The following is an 18289-nucleotide window of genomic DNA, read 5'->3' on the forward strand; positions in this document are numbered from 1 at the left end:
GATGGCACCAAATACCGTGCCGAGATTGATTGCCGGCCAATACATGCTGCTGATGGGCGCATAGAGAACTTCGTGTCATTCGGGCGCGAGGTGTCTCGACGTATCGGTCGCCCTGCGACCAACGCAACCGGTCGATACGAACCAGCCAGCGTAAGTAACGACTTATTAACAGAACCCTTGCGGGCGCTTGCGGTCTTCGAGCCCGCCTAAGTACCCTTCTTGTGAGGGGGGCGCATGAATATTTGAGGTTCGAAGGTATCATATGACGTATAGTTAGAATCCTATCGGATAAATTTGCATCGGTAACTGTTAAGTAACGTATATTCCTCAGTATTGCGGCAACAATCGATCAAGCAAGAAAATTCACCGGATAGATGCCGGGATCTTTCGATGATCTGATGTGATTTAGGTCGTCATTCAAATAACTCTGGGAGTCGATGTCGATGTTCGTCGGGTCGCGGACGCACACTGATCTTGTCAAAAAATTTGATGCTCTAAGCCGATCGCAAGCAATCGTTGAATTTTTGCCTGACAGCACCGTAATAACTGCAAATACCCTCTTTCTTAAGACGATGGGCTATACGCTGCTTGAAGTGCAGGGAAAGCGGCACGCGTTGTTCGTCGAGGTAGCTCATCGCGACAGTACCGCGTATCGCAACTTTTGGGATGATCTGCGCAGGGGAAGCTCAAAGACCGCCGAGTTTAAACGCGTGGCCAAAGGAGGGCGTGCCGTGTGGATCCAGGCAAGCTACATCCCGGTGTTTGACCGCACTGGCCGTGTCGTAAAGGTTGTGAAGTTCGCAACTGACATCAGCGCTTTGAAGCTTCATGCTCTTGATCTCAATGGACAAATCGCGGCGCTGCACCGATCTCAGGCGGTGATTGCCTTCGATAAAACCGGGATGATCCTCGACGCTAACAGCAATTTCCTCGACACGGTGGGATACGGTCTCAACGAAATCCGGGGCCAGCATCACAGCATGTTCGTGGATGCCCCCGAGCGGGCAGGCGCGGCCTATCGCAATTTCTGGGACCAGCTTGGCCAAGGTGAGTTTGCGGCAGGCGAGTTCAGACGCATCGCAAAGGGCGGTCGTGAGGTTTGGGTCCAGGCTACATACAATCCGATCACTGAGATGGATGGCACAGTCCTTAAGGTAGTAAAATTCGCCACCGACATTACCGCTCAAGTACGCGAGCGCCAGCGCCGTGTTGAGGCGCAGCAGGCGATCGGTATCGATCTCGACGCTATTGGCGTCGCTGTCGAACAAGTGACGCGACAAACTATGGATGCGGCTAGCACGGTGGACCAGGTCTCGAATGACATCCAGTGTGTCGCCTCGGGAGCGGAGGAACTGTCAGCCTCGGTTGCTGAAATAAGCCAGCAGGTGAGCCATGCTGCACGCATGGCTGGGGAGGCGGTTGAGCAAGCTCGACATACCGGTGGCATCGTCGAAGGTCTGAGTGGCCAGGCGGCACAGATCGGTGACGTTGTCGCTCTGATCCAGGGTATCGCCGCGCAGACCAACCTGCTGGCGCTAAATGCGACCATCGAGGCGGCGCGAGCCGGTGTGGCTGGCAAGGGCTTCGCCGTTGTGGCGTCCGAAGTGAAGGCGCTGGCAGAACAGACCGCGAGGGCAACGGATCAGATCCGTGGACAGATCGCAGCGACGCAGGCTGCGACGGGCGAGGCAGTGGTTGCGATCAGTTCGATCCGCGGGACGATCCAGGCCCTGGATCAGGTTTCTGCGGCGATCGCGGCGGCGGTAGAGGAGCAATCGGCTGTCACCCGCGAGATGTCGGGGAGCATGCACACGGCCGCTTACGGAGTTGCGACGATCGCTGGGGCCATGAAGGCAATCTCCCATGCCAGCGAGCAGGTCGATACGGCCACGCGCCAAGTCCGTGAAGCGGCACATGCGGTTGCATGATCTAATCGATTTTGCTGGCAGGTGCACGTGTTCCGGCGTGAGCAGCGCGCTGTTCTCGCCCACGCGCACTCTCAATCTAGATACTTGAAACGTGCCAGTTAGAAAGCCATTCAACTCATAGGTCAAATCGTATTCACCTGTTCGATCTGGAGCTTTCTTTTGTCCTCTCTAGCCGTGCAGTCTGACGAGGAAGCTCGACTACAGGCGTTGGTCGAGCATGACATCCTCGATGCCGAGTCAGATCCTTCAATTGCTCATATCGTTGAACTTGCTACCCGCCTTCTGGGTGCGCCAGCGGCCTTTGTTTCCTTCGTCGGTCGAAATCGACAAGTGTTACATGCTAAAATTGGTATAGACCTATGTGGAACTGATCGAGAAATCTCCTTCTGCGCAAGGACTATCGAGCAAAATGATATTCTCGTTGTGCTCGATGCCTCCCGGGATCTGAGATTTCACGATAACCCATTGGTCACTGGCCCTCCATTCATTCGTTTCTACGCAGGTTCACCGTTACGGACCAGAGATGGCCATGCTATTGGTACGCTCTGCCTCGCCGGGTCCAAGCCACGACGCGCCTTCACAAGCCAACACAGGCGCATCTTCGCTGACCTTGCCCGCCTCGTGCTCGACCGACTTGAGTTGCGCCGTATCGAAGCGGCACGCCGGGCAACTCAGTCGCGCTTTGAGCACATCGCTGAGACCTCGTCCGACGCCATCGTCTGCGCGGACGAGCTTGGGCGGGTAACATTCTGGAGCGTAGCTGCTGAACGCCTGTTCGGGCGCACAGTCGCCGAGGCTCTAGGTCAGCCCCTCGCCATCTTGATGCCCGATCGAATGCGTGGAGGTCACGAAGGTGACTTGCGCCGTATAGCAACGGGTGCGGCGGCTGGTCTGATCGGTCGTACAGTTGAACTCATCGGCCGGCAAAAGGACGGCAGCGAATTCCCGATTGAGCTGTCATTATCTACCTGGACAGAGAATGGCCGCGCTGCCTTCGGCGCGATCGTTCGCGATGTTACCCAACGGAACATGGTCGAGGAGCGCCTGTTCTCTCTCGTCCACCTCGATACCCTGACTGAGCTACCTAACCGGGCAGTACTGCGCGGCCGGATCGAGGCTGCAATTTTGGACGACCGTCCGGCGGCGGTGCTGATGCTTGATCTCGACGGCTTCAAAGAGGTCAACGACGCGCATGGACATGCGGTGGGCGATGCCGTGTTGCGAATGGCGGCAAATCGACTTCACTCCTACCTTGGCACCTTAGGTGTCGTGGCGCGGTTTGGTGGTGATGAGTTCGCAGCCGTACTGCCGGACATCGGTGATCCTTTGGTGGCAATCACCCACGGGCAAGCGGTGATTGACGTCCTTTCCGAGCCGTACACCGTCGAGGGGCTTGTCATGCGTCTCGGCGTTAGCATCGGTATCGCCCTGAGTCCGGCTCACGGTATATCCGAGGACGAGCTGCTAGCCTGCGCCGATGCTGCCCTCTACCGTGCGAAGATGGATGGACGCGGGCGCGCCTGCCTGTTCACGCCGGTCTTGCGCGAGGTCGCGCAGCGGGAGCGGGCCTGCCGTGACGGACTACGCAACGCCATCGAGCGCGGTGAGTTCGTGCTGCACTACCAACCCCAAGTCGATTTACATGACGGTACACTCGTTGGCGCCGAAGCTCTGATCCGGTGGCAGCATCCTGAACTCGGTCTGCTTTCGCCAGACGCGTTTTTGGAGGTGCTGGACAATGGTCCGAATGCAGCTCAGGTCGGCGACTGGGTGCTGCGTACTGCCTGTGCTCAAGCCCAGGCTTGGCGGGACGCCGGCCTGCAACCGTTCCGAATTGGGGTGAATCTCTGCGCGGCCCAGTTCCATGATGGCAATCTGGTTGAGAGGGTCGCTGCCGCCCTCGCTGCAACCGGATTGCCAGCCCACACGCTGGAGCTGGAGATTACCGAAACGATCATCGTACGTCACGACCCCGGGGTGGTCGCCACCCTGCAAGCTCTACGCACCATGGGTGTAGGCATCGCGTTCGATGATTATGGCACAGGGTACGCCTCGCTCAGTTTACTCAAGCGCTTCCCGCTGACGCGTCTCAAGATCGACCGCGGCTTCGTGAACGGCCTTTGCAGCGACCGGCGAGATGCAGCAATTGTGAGGGCGGTGATCGACCTCAGCCGAAGTTTCGGTCTGCAGGTAATTGCTGAGGGCGTCGAGACTCATGAGCAGCGTCAGCGTTTGATCGCGAAGGGATGCCATGAGGCGCAAGGCTATCTGTTTGGTCGGCCAATGCCTGCAGCGGAGTTCATCACGCGCTTTATAGGCGCGCCATCAGTCTCACGTTTGCCGTCGAGCGCGGCATAGCTAAGCATTCTGAAGCTAGCGGTAAGCTTCAGACTAGAACGTGATACATACGGACCGCATCAATTAATACTTTCCACTGGACACTATTTGGATCGTCTTCCGGTAGATCGCCCGTAATGCCTTGGTCGGGCAGTCGCGTGGGGGTCGGCGTGGCGGGGGATCTGGATACCGCAAGCGCCAGTTCACGGCCTTGGATTTTTAAAGGCACACGATGGCTGAACGTGGTCTGCGCGTTTTACGACATGTCTGCGCTCGCCTACTCTCAGACTATGGCCGAGCAGTTCAGCACCCACCTCCGTGCGGCACCAGATCGCCGCACGCTTCGAGCGGATCGCATACGTCCGAAGTTCGACGACCTTGATCAGGTCCGCGTCTTGGCCGCTGTCGAGGCGGACGGCGGGGTGGTGTTGCCGGTGGGTTCGATTGGCACCGTCGTCGCGCGGTGGGCTCACGGGGTAGCCTTCGAGATCGAGTTCACCGCGCCGATCAAAGCGCTCGCTACGGTTGAGGCTCGGTTGCTCAAGTTGGTTGAGCGCGGGTCCCCTCATCCATAGGGCCCGCTGAACAAATCACCTGACGCCTTCCGCCGAAACAGCGTCCGCCAGCGGCGCCTTTGATGCTCCGGCCGGTCGTGGTTCATGTGGCAGCGCTGGCAGAAAGCCGCGAGGTTACCGTTCGCGTTGTCCGCCGTGTCGTGGTTGCGGTGGGCGGCGGCCAGGACTGCCCGCGTCGTCCGCACGGATCGCAGCACGTCGTCCGCCCCGACTGCCAGGCAGATGACTTGGCCCGCTCCATCGCGCCAGGAACCGGCCTGCGCGTCCCACCAGCGGCCGTCCCCGAGATGCCAGACGGTTTCCCCGTGCGGGCGCCCGCAGACCTCACAGCGGCCTTTGGCGCGCCGGAAACGGATCACCGCCGAAAGCTGCGGCCAGTCGATGGGGTAGAAGTAGCGGTGCTCGCGCCGGATCGGCATGGCAGATGGGGTCGTGGCCTACATGAAGCGTAGCAGTAGTGCATAAGCATCGATTGCGCACGTCAGCGGACCTGCGACCGGGAAGCTCATCCAAAAAGCTTCCAGCCGTACGCAGTCTCACACTCGCTCACGTCAGCTACTTAAGTATAAATGCTGTGACCCAATAGAATTAAGCAAGCCAGAAAATTTGAGAATGTAGCCCTGAAAACCGATTGTCCGGCTTTCAATATTTCGATAAAAAACAATCATCAACTAATTATTAACCAACTAGAAGCTCATAAGCTGTCGCTGGCCTCACCCAGGAGCCGAGACCAAGATGCGCGCTGCCCTAAGATCGATAGACCCCGTTATCGTAGGCAGCAGGCAGGCGAATGTCGTCCTGTTGTCGATCCGGCACCAACGCCTCGGCTGGGTGGCCAAGCGCGGGATCGACGTCACGGTGGCGGGGGCTGCCTTGGTGCTGCTTCTGCCGTTGCTGCTGCTCGTCGGCACGGCGGTGTGGATGGGGGACCGCAAGTCGCCGATCTTCCGCCACAACCGCCTCGGCCGGGGCGGGACGCCGTTCGGCTGCCTGAAGTTCCGTACGATGGTGGTGGATGCCGAGGGCGCCCTGGCGGCGCACCTGGCCGCGAGCGCCGCGGCGCGGGCCGAGTGGGCCGCCACGCACAAGCTCACCGACGACCCGCGGGTGACCGCCCTCGGCCGGGTGCTGCGCAAGACCTCCCTCGATGAGCTGCCCCAGCTGGTCAACGTCCTGCGGGGCGAGATGAGCCTCGTCGGGCCCCGGCCCATCGTGCAGGCCGAGGTCGCCCGCTACGGGGCGGCCTTCTCCACCTGCTTCGCGGTGCCGCCCGGCGTCACCGGGCTGTGGCAGGTCTCCGGCCGGTCCGAGACGACCTACGAGGAGCGGGTCGCCCTCGATCTCGACTACGCCGCGGGCTGGAGCCTGAAGCGCGACCTCGTGATCCTGGCGCGCACCGTGCCGGCCGTCTTCGCGCAGCGCGGCAGCTGCTGAACCCGCATCGTCACCGAAGGGGCGCGCCGTGACCGAGGACAACCCGCTCTGGTACGACTACGTGGAGGCCGACGAGGGGCCCGGCGCCGTGCTGGTCGCCCTGGCGGCGGGCTTCGCGGCCCTGGCCGGGGCGGCGGCCCTGGCGTGGCGGGCCCTGTGGCTGCCGGACCGCCTGTGGCGGGCGGCCTCGGCCGCGCTCGGCCGGCGCGCACCCGAGGTGCGTCCGGCCCGGCGCTGAGGGCCGCGCCCCTGCCGGGGGCGCCCTACGCCTCCGGCGCGGTGGGGGCATCCTCGCACAGGCGCCAGAATTCCAGAATGCCGGCCGCGTAGGCCGCGAGCAGAACGGCAGTCCAGTGCATCGTCGAACCTCCCAGGGGTTCAGGGCTGTGGCAGCCGCGGAAACTGGCCATTCTTCCCGGAGCCATCAGAGACCCCGTTGCACCCGTGATATTCTGACTACGTAGATACTGCTCCAGGCTTCAGCAACCGCCACTGAGGGTGAGGAGCTTCGAAGGCTGAGGACAGATCGCTTCCCAATTGCTAACCACCCAGATGCATCTGGGCATCGAGCCGCGTTGAGTATCGATCCAGCTGCATGGACAATGGCAACCCCGTCGCCCGGTCTAAGATCGAAGCAGGCGGCCGGGCAAAGTCGGCCGTCTCGGCACAGGAGTAGCTGGTGCAGCGTAGATCTGAGCCACAGATAACAGAAGAAGATCTAGAGCGCCTCGCTCGCTCTTTGTTCGCCACCGGTTGGACGGGGTTTCGTTCAGCAGATGCAGAGACTGCGCGAACTTCCGCAAATGAGGCAGCAAGGAAATTCGTCCCCCAGTCTACTCCCTATTCGGGAAATATCCGTGACAAGTATACTCACGGGGATGACAGCTCCTGAGCAATGCAAGGCGGATTAGGCGGCCCTATTGCGACCCTTCGGGGCAGCCGTCACGTCCTTGACCTGTGCCTTGTGGCTTCCAGGCTGACCTATGCAAACAGCGATCCGAGTTTCGCCAGACCGCCAGCTCGTCCCAGAGCACCGCCTATGAGGTTTGCCCCGCCGAGGATGGCGCCGAGTGCGTTCTCACTGGCTTGCGACTGAGCCTGGGCATTCGTGTTGTTCGCGCTGGTGATCGCGTTGGTGGCGTTGTTGGTGAGGTTCACGAAGCCCTGACCCAGCCCTGTCTGAACGTTGGCGCCCTGCCCGAGGATAGAGGCCCGCGCGTTGCCCTCACCGGTGTCGAGGCCGGAGAGCGCACTGCCGTAGCCTTGGCTGGCATTGGCCTGAAGCCCGAGCCCCTGAGCCTGCCCGGCAAGCCCCTGCTGGTAGCTCTGCGCGGCGTTGCCGAGGTTCGAGACGTACTGCTGATAGCCCTGATCCGCGAGGCCGGTCGCCGTCTTCAGGATGTCGGATGTCGCGTTGCCGCCGGCCAGTCCGCCGCGGGCTGCAGCCGACCGCTGTACGGCTCCGAGCGCCTGATCCATGCTGTACTGATAGCCCGGCGAAGCCTGGAAGGCCGAGGTCGCTGCTTGCGAGCCAGCAGCCCCGTTCGCTCCCGTCGCGTTCAGGTAGGCCTGATAGGCGTTCGAGCCGCCCTGCGTCAGTGGCTGATACAGGCTGCCGAGCTGGCCGAGATAGTTCTGCGTCTGGCCGTACTGATTGGCGACGTCGCCCTTGGCCGTATCGTAGCCCGCGCTGGAGTAGCCGAACGCGCCGGGGCTGGTGCCGTCTCCCAAGAGATAGTTGATCGCCTGCCCGCCCGACGTGAGCAGCGCGTTCCCGCCCTGCTGCAAGCCGGTGTTGATGGCAGAGAGGTTCTGCTTTCGCGCAGTAGAGTAGGCGCTGCCATCGAGCGCGTCGAAGATGCCCATGGTCAGTGAACCCTATGAGATGGGGAAGGACTGGTGTGGTCCTGAGGATGGGGTGAGGTGAAGCGAGGCAGCCACCGACAGGACCGCGCGGTCATTGCCAGCATCACGGCGTCCTGACCGTCGCCGAAAGCGTCGCGAGCGACGCCCTCTCGAAGGAAGCCGGCCCGTTCGGCGTAGGCCAGGAGATTGGTCTGCTCGACGGGAATCTTGATGACCGACCGCCGCAATCCGACAATGATGAATGCCCAATGCGCGGCTGCCCGCAGCACCGGGCGGGACAGTGCGCCGGCGTTGCCAACTACGAGCAGTTCTGCCTCGTCAGGCGGTCGTGGCGCGCTCAGCACGAACAGGACACCGCGTCCTGTGTCGGCATCCCAGATCCGGAGCCACAACGGCATCGTGCCAAGCGCCCGACCGGTACCCTCTCGAATCCAGGCAACAACCTGTTCGATGGGATCGGCGATGCTGTAGCGAGACCGGCTCGGGGCGTCGCTACCAGGCGCCTGTCCGAGCCGCCGAACGATGTCCTCCTGCGCAACCAGAAGAGCTTGCAGGCAAGGGTCGGAGTGGTCGAACCGCTCCGCCTTAAGCATAGGCTGGCCGAGGGTCAGATCATCGCCCGCCATCACGCCGCCGCTCGCATCGCAGGGGCGGCCGGAGGTGGATCGCGGTCTGGGTAGTCCGTGAGAACCGACCGCAGCGCGCGCCGAGCGAAGGCCGACACGTTCTCCCCGGAAGCGCGCGCGCCGTCGTTCAGCGCGGCGCGGAGGTCGCGATCAACGCGAATGTAAAGATGGGCTGGCAGCTTGCAGCGCATCGCGTGGTTCTCCCGAATATCTCATTAGAGTAACGCATGCTTGGGCTACTTTGTCTTGCGCTTATAAGGAATGTCTTGCCGAAAGTTTTATTATCAAATCTGCTATCTGCTCGCTAATAGGTGCTTCTTTGCTTTAATTCTCTGTGAGCTTCTATGGCCGCAGCGCATAGCTATTTATCATTTTCAATAGGCGCCGGTTCAGTCACCCCGAAACAGCCCATCCCGGCGTCAACCAGTTCTGAAATCATGGCTTCGTCCAGATCGCGACCCTTAGCGATCTTCACCGAACGGCGGGCAGCCTCCCAGGCGAACCGACTCTCAGCCAAGCCGGGGACAGGCTCACCCAGTGCCGCGAGGGCATTCTTCGCGGCAGGGCGCTCCCCCTCTAACGCATCGTCGCGTCTTTTGACCCAAGACAATATATTATTTGTGCTTTCCTTGCATACTTCCCACGTCTTCTGATCCGTAGCCCATTTTTTTTTAGAAAAACGTTCGATAGTTTGCCAAGTGCTTGCCACAGTAAGCAGCACATTCATTGTGTCATAGCTGCCGAATGCAGTAAGCCATCGATCTTCATTTTCAAATGAGTTTTTGACGCGCCATTCTAGTTCTTCACTAACCGATCTTCCGGCAGCATCTGCCGCCGCCTCGACTGCTTGCCTTGTCTGATCGTCAAGGCGGAACGTGAATGTACGGCGTCGCTCACCGATGGGCGCACGTTTCGGCCGCTTCTTTGTGGCGTCCTTGCCCGCTTTCGTCGTCATTTTTCGGCCCTTGGCTGCATAAGACGAGATATTCCGTCTCTTTCGCTTCCGCAAGCCTTGACATCGAGACCCGCCGCGCGATTATCCAATGAGACGGGAAAACTCGTCTTATGCGGCGAGGCGCATTCGGTCCTCGCGAGGAGGCGGTGATGAACCCCGATGTGCAGAAGCTTTTCAGTCAGCCGACTGTCGATTTGCTGACGGCGGCTCGCATCCTGAACGTGGGCAAAGACGCCGCTTACCGCGCGGCCAAAGACGGCTCGCTCCCCACGATCAAGGTCGGGGGCAGGAGCAAAGTGCCGTCCGCAAAGCTTCGCGAAATGTTGGGTCTGCCGGCTCAGCCCCTCGCCGCCTGAACCCCGCTCTCAGCGGGCTCGCTCCGCTGGCCGCAGGTGCAGCGTCGAGGCGGCCGACGCGATCAAACAGGACCCCAGACATGAGAAACCCCGCGCATCGCGGGGCGACGGCAGGGCTCTCGAATGCTTTCCGGCAAGTCAGCGACGAGAGATGTACGGCGCCTCGGCCCCTTCGGCAAGACCTATTCATCGCCACCCGCTTCGGCCTCCCGCCCGCTACGGCGGTGGTGATTGCTGAACTCGCCTTCCCCCGGCTCGACGCATGGAGGGCGACTCGATGATGGCACCTCATTCCATCGCCCCCGGCCTCGCTCACGACGAGATCCGCGAACGGTGCGCCTTGGCGGCATCCTATGCCAGCGCAGCCGCGTCGCTCGCCTCGGTCGGTGACACCGCTGCAATGGCAAATAGCCTCGGCTGTGCTGCCCGCACGATCTTGGCCGCCGTTGAGGCCGCTCAGACCCTTCGCCCCTCGAACGGCGGGAGGCGCGCATGACACAGCGCCTTCCCCTCCTTGTCCCAGGCAATCACGCCTTGGCCTGCCGGAACTGCGATGCGTGGTCCCGGTACGGTGAAATGAAGGTCGGGCAGGACAGCCCGAGCGGCTATCGCGTCCTCGGTGTGAAGCCGCTCGGGCTCTGCCGGGCCAACCCGCCGACAATCAACCCTGAGGCTATGAGCAACGCGAACGCCGCGTGGCCCGTGGTCGAGGCTGATGACTGGTGTCGCGAGCACCGCCGTTACCGGGGCGAACGCGGGGAGGCGGCATGACGAACGTCGTCCCCTTCCCCTCGCCCATGGTGGACGAACGCACGCCGCCGGCCATTGAGGTCATTGTCGCGCCTGTCGCAGATATGTGGGTGGCTTGGCTTCGCCTGCCCGCCAGCCAGTTCATCGCCCTCGAACGCACGTCGAACGAGTGGCACGCGCTGGCCGACGCTCGCGCTTACGCCCGGCGGCACGGCATCCCCGTCACGGTGTTGCGCGAGCCGCTGGCCGTAAAGCTCGACACGCCCGCGACACCGGGCCGGGGCTGGATTTCAATCTGGCCCGACCCCGAGGACGGCGGCTCCTGGCGCGTCGATCATGTCAGCACCTCCGGCGATAGCGCTGGCATCGTCGGGTCGGCTTTCAGCTTCGATGGCGCCGTCGCCATCGCTCGTGAAGCCGTCCAGCGGACAGGCGCGACCTTTGACTATCCCTCCACTCTCGGAGGCGCATCGTGACCTACGTCTCTCCAGACCGCCCGCCGGCCTTTCTGTCACGTGCCAGCCTCGCTCGCGAACTCGACGTCTCAGAAAGCACCGTTGACGAGATGGTCCGGCGGCATGTGCTGCCGGCCCCCTTCGAACTCTCTCGTGGCTGTATCCGCTGGTCCTGGCAGGACGTTCAAGCAGCGCTTGCCCCCCGTAAACGCGGCACGGAAAGTCGGCCCTCCGATCCATTCCTGGAGGGCGCACGCTATGCCACGCAGACGCAGGAGGGTCGTCGTGCCCCTTCCTAGAGGCGTTCACAAGGTACTCTCGCGGGGCCGGGAGTACTTCTACTTCCAGGCAGGTCGAGGCACGGATCACGCTGAGCCAAGGGTTCGGCTACCCGACGATCCGCAGACACCCGAGTTCTGGATTGCCGTACGGCAAGCCCAGGGGATCGAAGGCAAAACTGGGGCGGCAACGGTCAACGGGTTGATCGATGCCTATGTGACCTCCCCGGCCTTCCTTGATCCGGAGACGCTGACCGAGGGCACCCGTGTGCTCTATCGTCGCATGCTGCAGATCGCTCGCAAGGCATGGGGCGAATTGCCGGCCGCGATGCTGCGGCCGGTACACGTACAGGCTGTCATGGACGGCTTTGCCGCATCGAAAGGCAAGGCGAATACCTTCCTAGGTACAATGCGGGCGTTGTCGGGATGGGCGCGTGCTCGCGGTCATCTCGACAGCAGTCTGACCGAGGGAGTGAAGCCTTATCCGGTGACCGGCGGGCACAAGCCGTGGACCACCGCGCAGATCACATCGGCCCTCGCCGAGCTGAACGACACCGTGAGGCGTGGTGTCGTCCTCTACCTTTATACCGGGCAGCGCGGCTCAGATGTCGTGCGGCTCGGCTGGACCGACGTGGATGAAGGCGGCTTCACCATTCGCCAGCGGAAGACCGGCCGAGAGGTTTGGTGCCCTATCGTCCCAGAACTGGCTGCCGAGATGGCCGAGTGGGAGCGACGGCCGGGGCCGTTTCTGCTGCAGCCCAACGGCAAGCCCTACAGCCGTAAACGCTTCTCCATTCACTTCGCCGAGGCCCGTGAGGACACCCCTGCCCTAGCAGGCGTGACCCTTCATGGTCTGCGCTGCACCGCCGTGGTTCGGCTGCGGCGGCTCGGCCTGTCGGTCGGGCAGATCGGCGACATCAGCGGGATGAGCCTCGCGATGATCGAGCGGTACTGCCGCTTCGCCGACAAGAAGGCCAGCGGCAAGGCCGCGCTTCTCTACCTCGGCGGAACGGCCCCAGAACCGAACTGTAAAACGCTGGAAATTTGTAAAACAAAATCCCTTTGATTTTAGCCACTTAAGAGTCCGAAGATGAAATCGCACATCTCGTCCTCCAGGGCCGGCATCGCCCCGACATGGTGGACGAGGCCCCTGGCGTAGAGCACCGACACGGGCTCCGCCCGCAGGTACTTCCCCCGGCTGGCGCGCACCGGCAGGACCGGCACCCCCGGATCGCATTGCGCGAGGACGGCGGTCGCCATCTCGCCGCCCTGGTTCACCTCGACCACCAGCGCGTCGGCCGAGAGCCGGTGATAGAGGGCCAGCGCCGCCGAGGCCCAGGCCTGCGGCGTGGCGCGGGCGAGGCTCGTATCGGCCAGCACGTAGGCCCGCTCCCCGTGCCGCCCGGCGGCGACGATCCCGCAGGCATCCGAACGGCTCCCCGAGCTGGCGGGCGGATCCACCGCCACCACGATCCGCGACAGGTCCGGCGGGCAGGCGACCCGGGCCGCCTCGATCCCCTCCCGCGCCCAGAGGGCGTCCGGCCGGTCCGAGATCAGCTCCCCGTCGAGCTCCTGGCGCCCGAGCCGGGTGCCCGCATAGCGCCCGACCACGGCCGAGAGGAAATCCGGGGCGAGGTTGTCGGCGTTGTCGTGGGTGCGCGCCCGGGTCACCACCGTCCGCGGGTCCGCCAGCAGGCGGCGGATCAGCGGGATCGGCCGCGGCGTCGTGGTGACGAGGCTGCGCGGCCTCGCCCCGAGGCGCAGGCCGAATTGCAGCATGTCGAACGCGGCCTCGGCCTCGCGCCACTTGGCGACCTCGTCGCACCACGCGGCGCCGAATTGGGGGCCGCGCAGGGAGTCCGCCTCCTCCGCCGAGAAGGCCTGGGCCACCGCCCCGTTCTCCCAGACGAGGCGCCGCCGGCTCGGCAGCCAGGACGGCCGCGCCCGCCGCCGCCGGGGCAGGCTGAGCAGGCCGGACTCGCCCTCGATCATCACGTCGCGCACGTCGTGCAGGGTTTCGCCCACCAGCGCGATGCGGCCCACCGGCTCCCCCGTGAAGGCCGGATCGCCCCGGGCCAGGGCATCGACCCATTCGGCGCCGGCCCGGGTCTTCCCGCAGCCGCGCCCGCCGATCACCGCCCAGGTCGTCCAGTCGCCCTCCGGCGGGAGCTGGTCCGCCCGCGCCCGGTGCAGCCAATCCGCATCGAGGCCGCACAGCACCTCCGGGGGGAGGTCCGCCAGGAACTCACCCAGCCGCCCCGCCGCCGACAAAGCGATCAAAGCGTCGCGCGATCTCCGCCCGGAGGCCGTCGAGATCCGCGCCGTCGGGACCGGATCGGGCAGGCTCGTCATGCGGCTCGCCCTCCCCTGCACCGTCTGCACCGGACCCGAGATCGTCGAGGAGCCGCTTGAGTCCGCCGAGATCGCGCAGGACCTTCGCCGAATCGAACCCCGCCTGGGGCGCGTCGGAGAGCGCCGCGTCGAGCACCGCGATCTGCCGCCCGATATGCGCCCGCAGCCTTTCCCGCAGGCGGCGGGGATCGACCCTGTCGCCCCCTGCCGCCGTCCGGCCCGGCGGCCCGAAGGCCGCGAGCAGGACCGGCGCCGCCGCCCTGGCGAAGCCCGCCGCCTCGGCGAGGTCGCCCGGATCGATCTCCACACTCAGCAGGCGCATCGCCGCCTCCCGGCGGGCCTGCGGCCATTCCTCCAGCGTCCGCCGCCGCGGCTGCGGGAGCCGCACGCCGTCGCGGAGGTTCCAGTGCTCCACGGTCCTGCGGGAGACCCCGAGGCGCCGCGCGATGGCGCCGATGGAGAGGTTCGGATCTTGCAGCAGGGCGTGCGCCCTCACGCGCCCGTCCACCGAGCGGGCAGCTTCGGAAGGCATCGGCTGCCCCACACACTTCTTGAGCGTGCCCCTCTTCTACCGAAGCAGCGTTCGCCTGTCAATGACAAAAAGCTTATCGAAGGTTTTTTATCTTTCCAGGCCTGACGTGTCCACATGTCCGTCGTGCAGCGCCGGAACGGCACCCCCTGCAGCACGTTGACCGGCGCGTTTCCATCGGCCACCCATCCCGACAGCGCATATGAGTCTAGCATGGGCGAACACCCATCATCGGCCGATCGGAGCGGATCCCAGGTGTCGGACGATGCAGGCGCGGCGGCACTGAGCGACAGCTTCCGCCGATTCGCGGACGTGGTGCCCCTGATGCTGTGGCGGTCCGACCGGCACGGGCACGCCGTCCACCACAACGATTGCTGGCTCGAATTCACGGGGCGCGCCCTGGAGGAGGAGCTCGGCCATGGCTGGCGCGAGGGGCTTCACCCGGAGGATTTCGACCGGCATGCGAAGATCGTCGCCAAGGCCCACGAGGCGCGCGAGCCGTTCACCGTGGAGTTCCGGCTGCGCCGCCATGACGGCGTCTACCGCTGGCTGCTCGACACGGCCCGGCCGCTGATCGAGGACGGAAAGTTCCTCGGCTATCTCGGCTCGTGCTTCGACATCACCGACCGCAAGCATGCGGAGGAGCATATCGAGCACGCCCTCGCCGAGAAGGAGGCGCTGCTGGCGGAAGTCTACCACCGGGTGCGCAACAACCTTCAGGTGATGGTGAGCCTGATCGGCCTCTACGGCCGCGCCGCCCCCGACGCCTGCCGGGGCAGCTTCGAGGCCCTGGGCCAGCGGGTGCGCGCCATCGCCCTGGTGCAGCAGCACCTGCACGAGGCGCCGCATATCGCCTCCATCGACCTGCGCGATTACCTGCGCCGCCTCGCCTCCGGCCTCGGCCAGCTGCGCCGGGCCGGGCGGATCGGCGTGCAGGTGAACGGCGAGGGCAACGGGCTCGTGGAGCCCCGCACCGCCAACGCCCTCGGCATGATCGTCGCGGAGATCGTAGCCGAATGCCTCGACGCGACGGCCGAGACGGTGGCCTGCTCCATCGCCATCACCATCGAGGCCCCGCCGGACGGGCCGACCACCGTGGCGGTCGTCTCCAACGTCCGCGACGTGGCCGAGCCGAACCGGACGAACGTGCCGAAGCTCGGGCCCCGGCTCATCGCGGCCTATGCCTCCCAGGCCGAGATCGCCGCCTCCGGCGAAGCGAGCCAAGCGAACCCCCTGATCCTGCAGCTGCCCCGCCCCCACGAGGGGGCGGATGCGTGACGCGGCCGGCCGGGGGCGCGGGGAAGCCGCCCCGTCCCCATGTCTTGCCTGCCCCATAGGGGCGGACCTTCCTCGGACCCTCCGACCATGCTGCCGCCGATCACGACCATCATCGAGAATTTCGAGATCGTGGAGGACGAGCACATGCGGCTCGAATACCTCATCGAGCTCGGCCGTGCCCTTCCGCCGTTGCCCGAGGCCCTGCGCATCGAGACCAACCGCGTCCATGGCTGCGAGAGCCAGGTCTGGATCCACACGGCCGCGGAGGACAGGGACGGAACGCGGCGGCTCGCCCTTCAGGGCTTCAGCGACTCGTTCATCGTCCGCGGCTTCGTGGCTCTGATGGTCGCGTACTACGACGGCAAGACGCCGAAGGAGGCGGCCGGGATGGATGGGCTGGATCTGTTCCGGCAACTTCACTTCGGCGGGCACGTGACGTCGAAACGCTCGAACGGCGTTCGGTCCATGGTCGAGCGCATCCACCGGGATGCGGTGCAGCTGGCCGCCTGAGACGATCCCTTCCGCCCCCACGGGGGCTGGCGAGCCCAACGACGCGGGCGGTAGGCTCCCACGGGTGCCCTTCGGGCTGAGCGCCGGGGGAGAGGCCCGGCGTTTCTGCAGAGCCCCCGCCGGACCCGCACCACGGCCCCGAGCTTTCAGAGCCGCGCCCCGACCTCAGGCCCCCTCCCGCCAGAGGCGCAGGCGGGCCCGCTCGGGACCGACCGCCTGCCGCTCCAGCCCGTAATGCTCCGCGAGGCGGGAGAGCGCGATGCGGGCGACGACCTTGGCCGAGCGCGCCGGCCAGCGGCGCTCCGCCTCGATCCGCTCCAGCCCCTTGAGGAAACCGCACAGGTCGAGGAGCAGGTCCGACAGGTCGCCGCCCACGGCCGCCAGCGCCCCGCGCACCCGCTGGCGGGCCGCCACCGCCGTGTCCGAGGCGCTGGCCGGATCCCGGGCGCCGCCGCCATCGACGCGCTGCGCCGTCCAGTCCATCCCCATCTTCGGCAGCATCAGCGCCTGGGCGATGTCCCGGCGCAGGCGCTCGCCCGCCTCATACTCCACGGGATCGATCATCGGCCGGCCGTCCCGGTCCCGGCGGCGGGCCATCCAGGCGAGGGGACTCTCCCCCGCGTCGCGGAGGGGTTCCTCGGACCCCCTCCCCTTCACCAGCTCCAGGTGCTGGGCGCGGAAGGGGCCGACCTCCCCGCCCCGCTCCCGCCGCAACCGCGCGAGGCCGGGTGCCGAGACGATCAGGCGCCCCGCGCCCTCCTCGGATACGAGGTCCGCGGCCACGAGCTCGGTGCCGGCGAGGCGCGGGAAGCGCCCTCCCCCGACGGACACCCCGCCCTCGCTCCGGCGGACGATCAGGGCCGCGGCGTCGAGGGGATCGGGGCGGGCCTCGGTCCCCGGCGCCCCCAGGGCGGCGAGCAGGCGGGACGCGTCCCGGGAGAGGATCCGCGCCCCCTGATGCGTCGCCCGGGCCGCCGGTTCGGCGCGCCGCGCCCGCCGCTGACGGGGCCGGGCCACCTTGACGTCGTCGGACATGTTCATGTTTTGTTCTCGTGCTGCTGCGGTGCCGTGCGCCGAAACAGCCCTACCAGACAATAGTCTTATGTCAAGAAAATAGGGAAAGGCCGGTGGGCGGGGCCCATCGATGCCGTCACCGCTTCGCCTTGGTCGGGGGTCTGCGGAGCACCTCGGCGATCTCGTCCTCGGCCTTGCCGCGGACCTCGTAGCCCATCGCCTCGAACCGCTCGAGCAGCGACTCGCTGGTGGCGGCCGAGCGTGCCGCCCAATCCGCCATGAGCCCGTTGATCCGCTCCAGATCGTCAGCGGGATGACCCTCGCCCGTCTCGGGATGGTGCGCCATCGAACCTCCTCGGGCCGACCTCGCGCCCTGCGCGACCGACGTGTCAGCCCGACCCTAACGCGGCGAGGGCCGAAGCGGTGCCGTGCCCGCGCGAGAACATCCGGCCCCGGGCTTCCGCCCGGGGCAGCGGGGTGCCGGAAATCAGGCGGTCTGCCCGTAGCTGTCGCGCGGCTGCCCGAGACCGATCGCCTTGGCGAGGTCGGAGCGGGCCTGGGCGTAGTTCGGGGCGACCATCGGGTAATCCGAAGGCAGGCCCCACTTGGCCCGGTACTGCTCCGGGCTCATGTTGTACTTCGCACGCAGGTGGCGCTTCAGCGACTTGAAGCTGCGCCCATCCTCCAGACAGATGATGTACTCGTTCGTCACCGACTTCTTGATCGGGACGGCGGGCTGAAGGGGCGCGTCCGGCGCCGTGGCCACGATCTTCCCCGTCGCCACGCCGACGAGGGCCTGATTGATGCGCTCGATCAGTGGCACAAGGTCTTCCGCGGGAAGAGCCTTGCTGGAGACATAGGACGCCGCGATCTTCACGGTCATCCGCACCCTATCGAGGGCCACTTTCTGTCTTTCCACGACGCCAAACCTCCATCTTTCCGACCGTTAATGACTAACGATGGCCACCGTGCAATCAAATTTGATTTAGTTAACGATTTGACTGAGTTACCATCATTCGCTCGGACCTATAGCCGCAGATCCAGAC

Annotated in this window: 19 protein-coding genes; 10 read left to right on the forward strand and 9 right to left on the reverse strand. The window is 64.9% G+C overall.

Annotated elements, in window-relative coordinates; genetic code table 11:
* The first annotated feature begins 443 nt into the window (after positions 1-443).
* The 3 genes from MKK53_RS05940 (at position 444) to MKK53_RS05950 (ending at position 4840) form a co-directional block, all read left to right on the forward strand.
* Positions 444-1928: a PAS domain S-box protein gene (locus tag MKK53_RS05940; RefSeq protein WP_243927853.1), complete on the forward strand. Its 1485-nt coding sequence runs from the start codon at positions 444-446 to the stop codon at positions 1926-1928.
* A gap of 207 nt (positions 1929-2135) precedes the next feature.
* Positions 2136-4286, forward strand: a complete 2151-nt coding sequence (locus tag MKK53_RS05945; protein ID WP_243927770.1) for a putative bifunctional diguanylate cyclase/phosphodiesterase — start codon at positions 2136-2138, stop codon at positions 4284-4286.
* A 149-nt stretch (positions 4287-4435) separates the two neighbouring features.
* Complete coding sequence (locus MKK53_RS05950; protein ID WP_243927771.1) at positions 4436-4840, forward strand: DUF4926 domain-containing protein; 405 nt, start codon at positions 4436-4438, stop codon at positions 4838-4840.
* On the opposite strand, the gene MKK53_RS05955 is transcribed toward MKK53_RS05950, so the two are convergent.
* The gene (locus MKK53_RS05955; protein WP_243927772.1) at positions 4831-5259 is read right to left on the reverse strand and encodes a hypothetical protein; all 429 of its coding nucleotides are present in this window, start codon (positions 5257-5259) and stop codon (positions 4831-4833) included. The two genes, MKK53_RS05950 and MKK53_RS05955, sit on opposite strands and share 10 nt — an antisense overlap.
* A gap of 316 nt (positions 5260-5575) precedes the next feature.
* On the opposite strand from MKK53_RS05955, the gene MKK53_RS05960 reads away from it, so the two are divergent.
* On the forward strand, positions 5576-6274 hold the full coding sequence (locus MKK53_RS05960; RefSeq protein WP_409564280.1) for a sugar transferase: 699 nt from the start codon (positions 5576-5578) through the stop codon (positions 6272-6274).
* A gap of 28 nt (positions 6275-6302) precedes the next feature.
* Positions 6303-6512: a hypothetical protein gene (locus tag MKK53_RS05965; protein ID WP_243927774.1), complete on the forward strand. Its 210-nt coding sequence runs from the start codon at positions 6303-6305 to the stop codon at positions 6510-6512.
* Between the two features lie 743 nt (positions 6513-7255).
* Here MKK53_RS05965 and MKK53_RS05970 read toward each other — a convergent pair.
* The 3 genes from MKK53_RS05970 to MKK53_RS05980 form a co-directional block, all read right to left on the reverse strand.
* Complete coding sequence (locus MKK53_RS05970; RefSeq protein WP_243927775.1) at positions 7256-8140, reverse strand: hypothetical protein; 885 nt, start codon at positions 8138-8140, stop codon at positions 7256-7258.
* Between the two features lie 2 nt (positions 8141-8142).
* Entirely contained in the window at positions 8143-8766 is a 624-nt protein-coding gene (locus MKK53_RS05975; RefSeq protein ID WP_243927776.1) for a GNAT family N-acetyltransferase, read from the reverse strand.
* Positions 8767-9127: 361 nt separating this feature from the next.
* A complete protein-coding gene (locus MKK53_RS05980; RefSeq protein ID WP_243927777.1) occupies positions 9128-9721 on the reverse strand; it encodes a hypothetical protein in 594 nt (197 codons plus the stop codon).
* Between the two features lie 149 nt (positions 9722-9870).
* On the opposite strand from MKK53_RS05980, the gene MKK53_RS05985 reads away from it, so the two are divergent.
* The 3 genes from MKK53_RS05985 (at position 9871) to MKK53_RS05995 (ending at position 12626) form a co-directional block, all read left to right on the forward strand.
* Entirely contained in the window at positions 9871-10077 is a 207-nt protein-coding gene (locus MKK53_RS05985) for a helix-turn-helix domain-containing protein (RefSeq protein ID WP_243927778.1), read from the forward strand.
* Between the two features lie 767 nt (positions 10078-10844).
* Positions 10845-11303: a hypothetical protein gene (locus tag MKK53_RS05990; protein ID WP_243927779.1), complete on the forward strand. Its 459-nt coding sequence runs from the start codon at positions 10845-10847 to the stop codon at positions 11301-11303.
* Positions 11304-11567: 264 nt separating this feature from the next.
* Complete coding sequence (locus MKK53_RS05995) at positions 11568-12626, forward strand: tyrosine-type recombinase/integrase (protein WP_243927780.1); 1059 nt, start codon at positions 11568-11570, stop codon at positions 12624-12626.
* Between the two features lie 2 nt (positions 12627-12628).
* On the opposite strand, the gene MKK53_RS06000 is transcribed toward MKK53_RS05995, so the two are convergent.
* On the reverse strand, positions 12629-13831 hold the full coding sequence (locus MKK53_RS06000) for a DNA-packaging protein (RefSeq protein WP_243927854.1): 1203 nt from the start codon (positions 13829-13831) through the stop codon (positions 12629-12631).
* Positions 13806-14444, reverse strand: coding sequence for a hypothetical protein (locus tag MKK53_RS06005; RefSeq protein WP_243927781.1), 639 nt, complete (start codon positions 14442-14444; stop codon positions 13806-13808). Before MKK53_RS06005 ends, MKK53_RS06000 begins: the two co-directional genes overlap by 26 nt.
* Before the next feature lie 210 nt (positions 14445-14654).
* Here MKK53_RS06005 and MKK53_RS06010 point away from each other — a divergent pair, with 210 nt between their 5' ends.
* Complete coding sequence (locus tag MKK53_RS06010) at positions 14655-15719, forward strand: sensor histidine kinase (RefSeq protein WP_409564281.1); 1065 nt, start codon at positions 14655-14657, stop codon at positions 15717-15719.
* 87 nt (positions 15720-15806) lie between these two features.
* Positions 15807-16229, forward strand: a complete 423-nt coding sequence (locus MKK53_RS06015) for a SufE family protein (RefSeq protein ID WP_243927783.1) — start codon at positions 15807-15809, stop codon at positions 16227-16229.
* A 165-nt stretch (positions 16230-16394) separates the two neighbouring features.
* Here MKK53_RS06015 and MKK53_RS06020 read toward each other — a convergent pair whose 3' ends face one another.
* From MKK53_RS06020 to MKK53_RS06030, 3 genes are all read right to left on the reverse strand, one after another.
* Positions 16395-17270, reverse strand: coding sequence for a DUF6456 domain-containing protein (locus tag MKK53_RS06020; RefSeq protein ID WP_243927784.1), 876 nt, complete (start codon positions 17268-17270; stop codon positions 16395-16397).
* 109 nt (positions 17271-17379) lie between these two features.
* A complete protein-coding gene (locus MKK53_RS06025) occupies positions 17380-17589 on the reverse strand; it encodes a hypothetical protein (protein WP_243927785.1) in 210 nt (69 codons plus the stop codon).
* A gap of 141 nt (positions 17590-17730) precedes the next feature.
* Positions 17731-18162, reverse strand: coding sequence for a MucR family transcriptional regulator (locus tag MKK53_RS06030; RefSeq protein WP_409564282.1), 432 nt, complete (start codon positions 18160-18162; stop codon positions 17731-17733).
* Positions 18163-18289: the final 127 nt, after the last annotated feature.

Source organism: Methylobacterium sp. J-076 (genome assembly GCF_022829405.1).
In the GTDB taxonomy this organism is placed as follows: domain Bacteria; phylum Pseudomonadota; class Alphaproteobacteria; order Rhizobiales; family Beijerinckiaceae; genus Methylobacterium.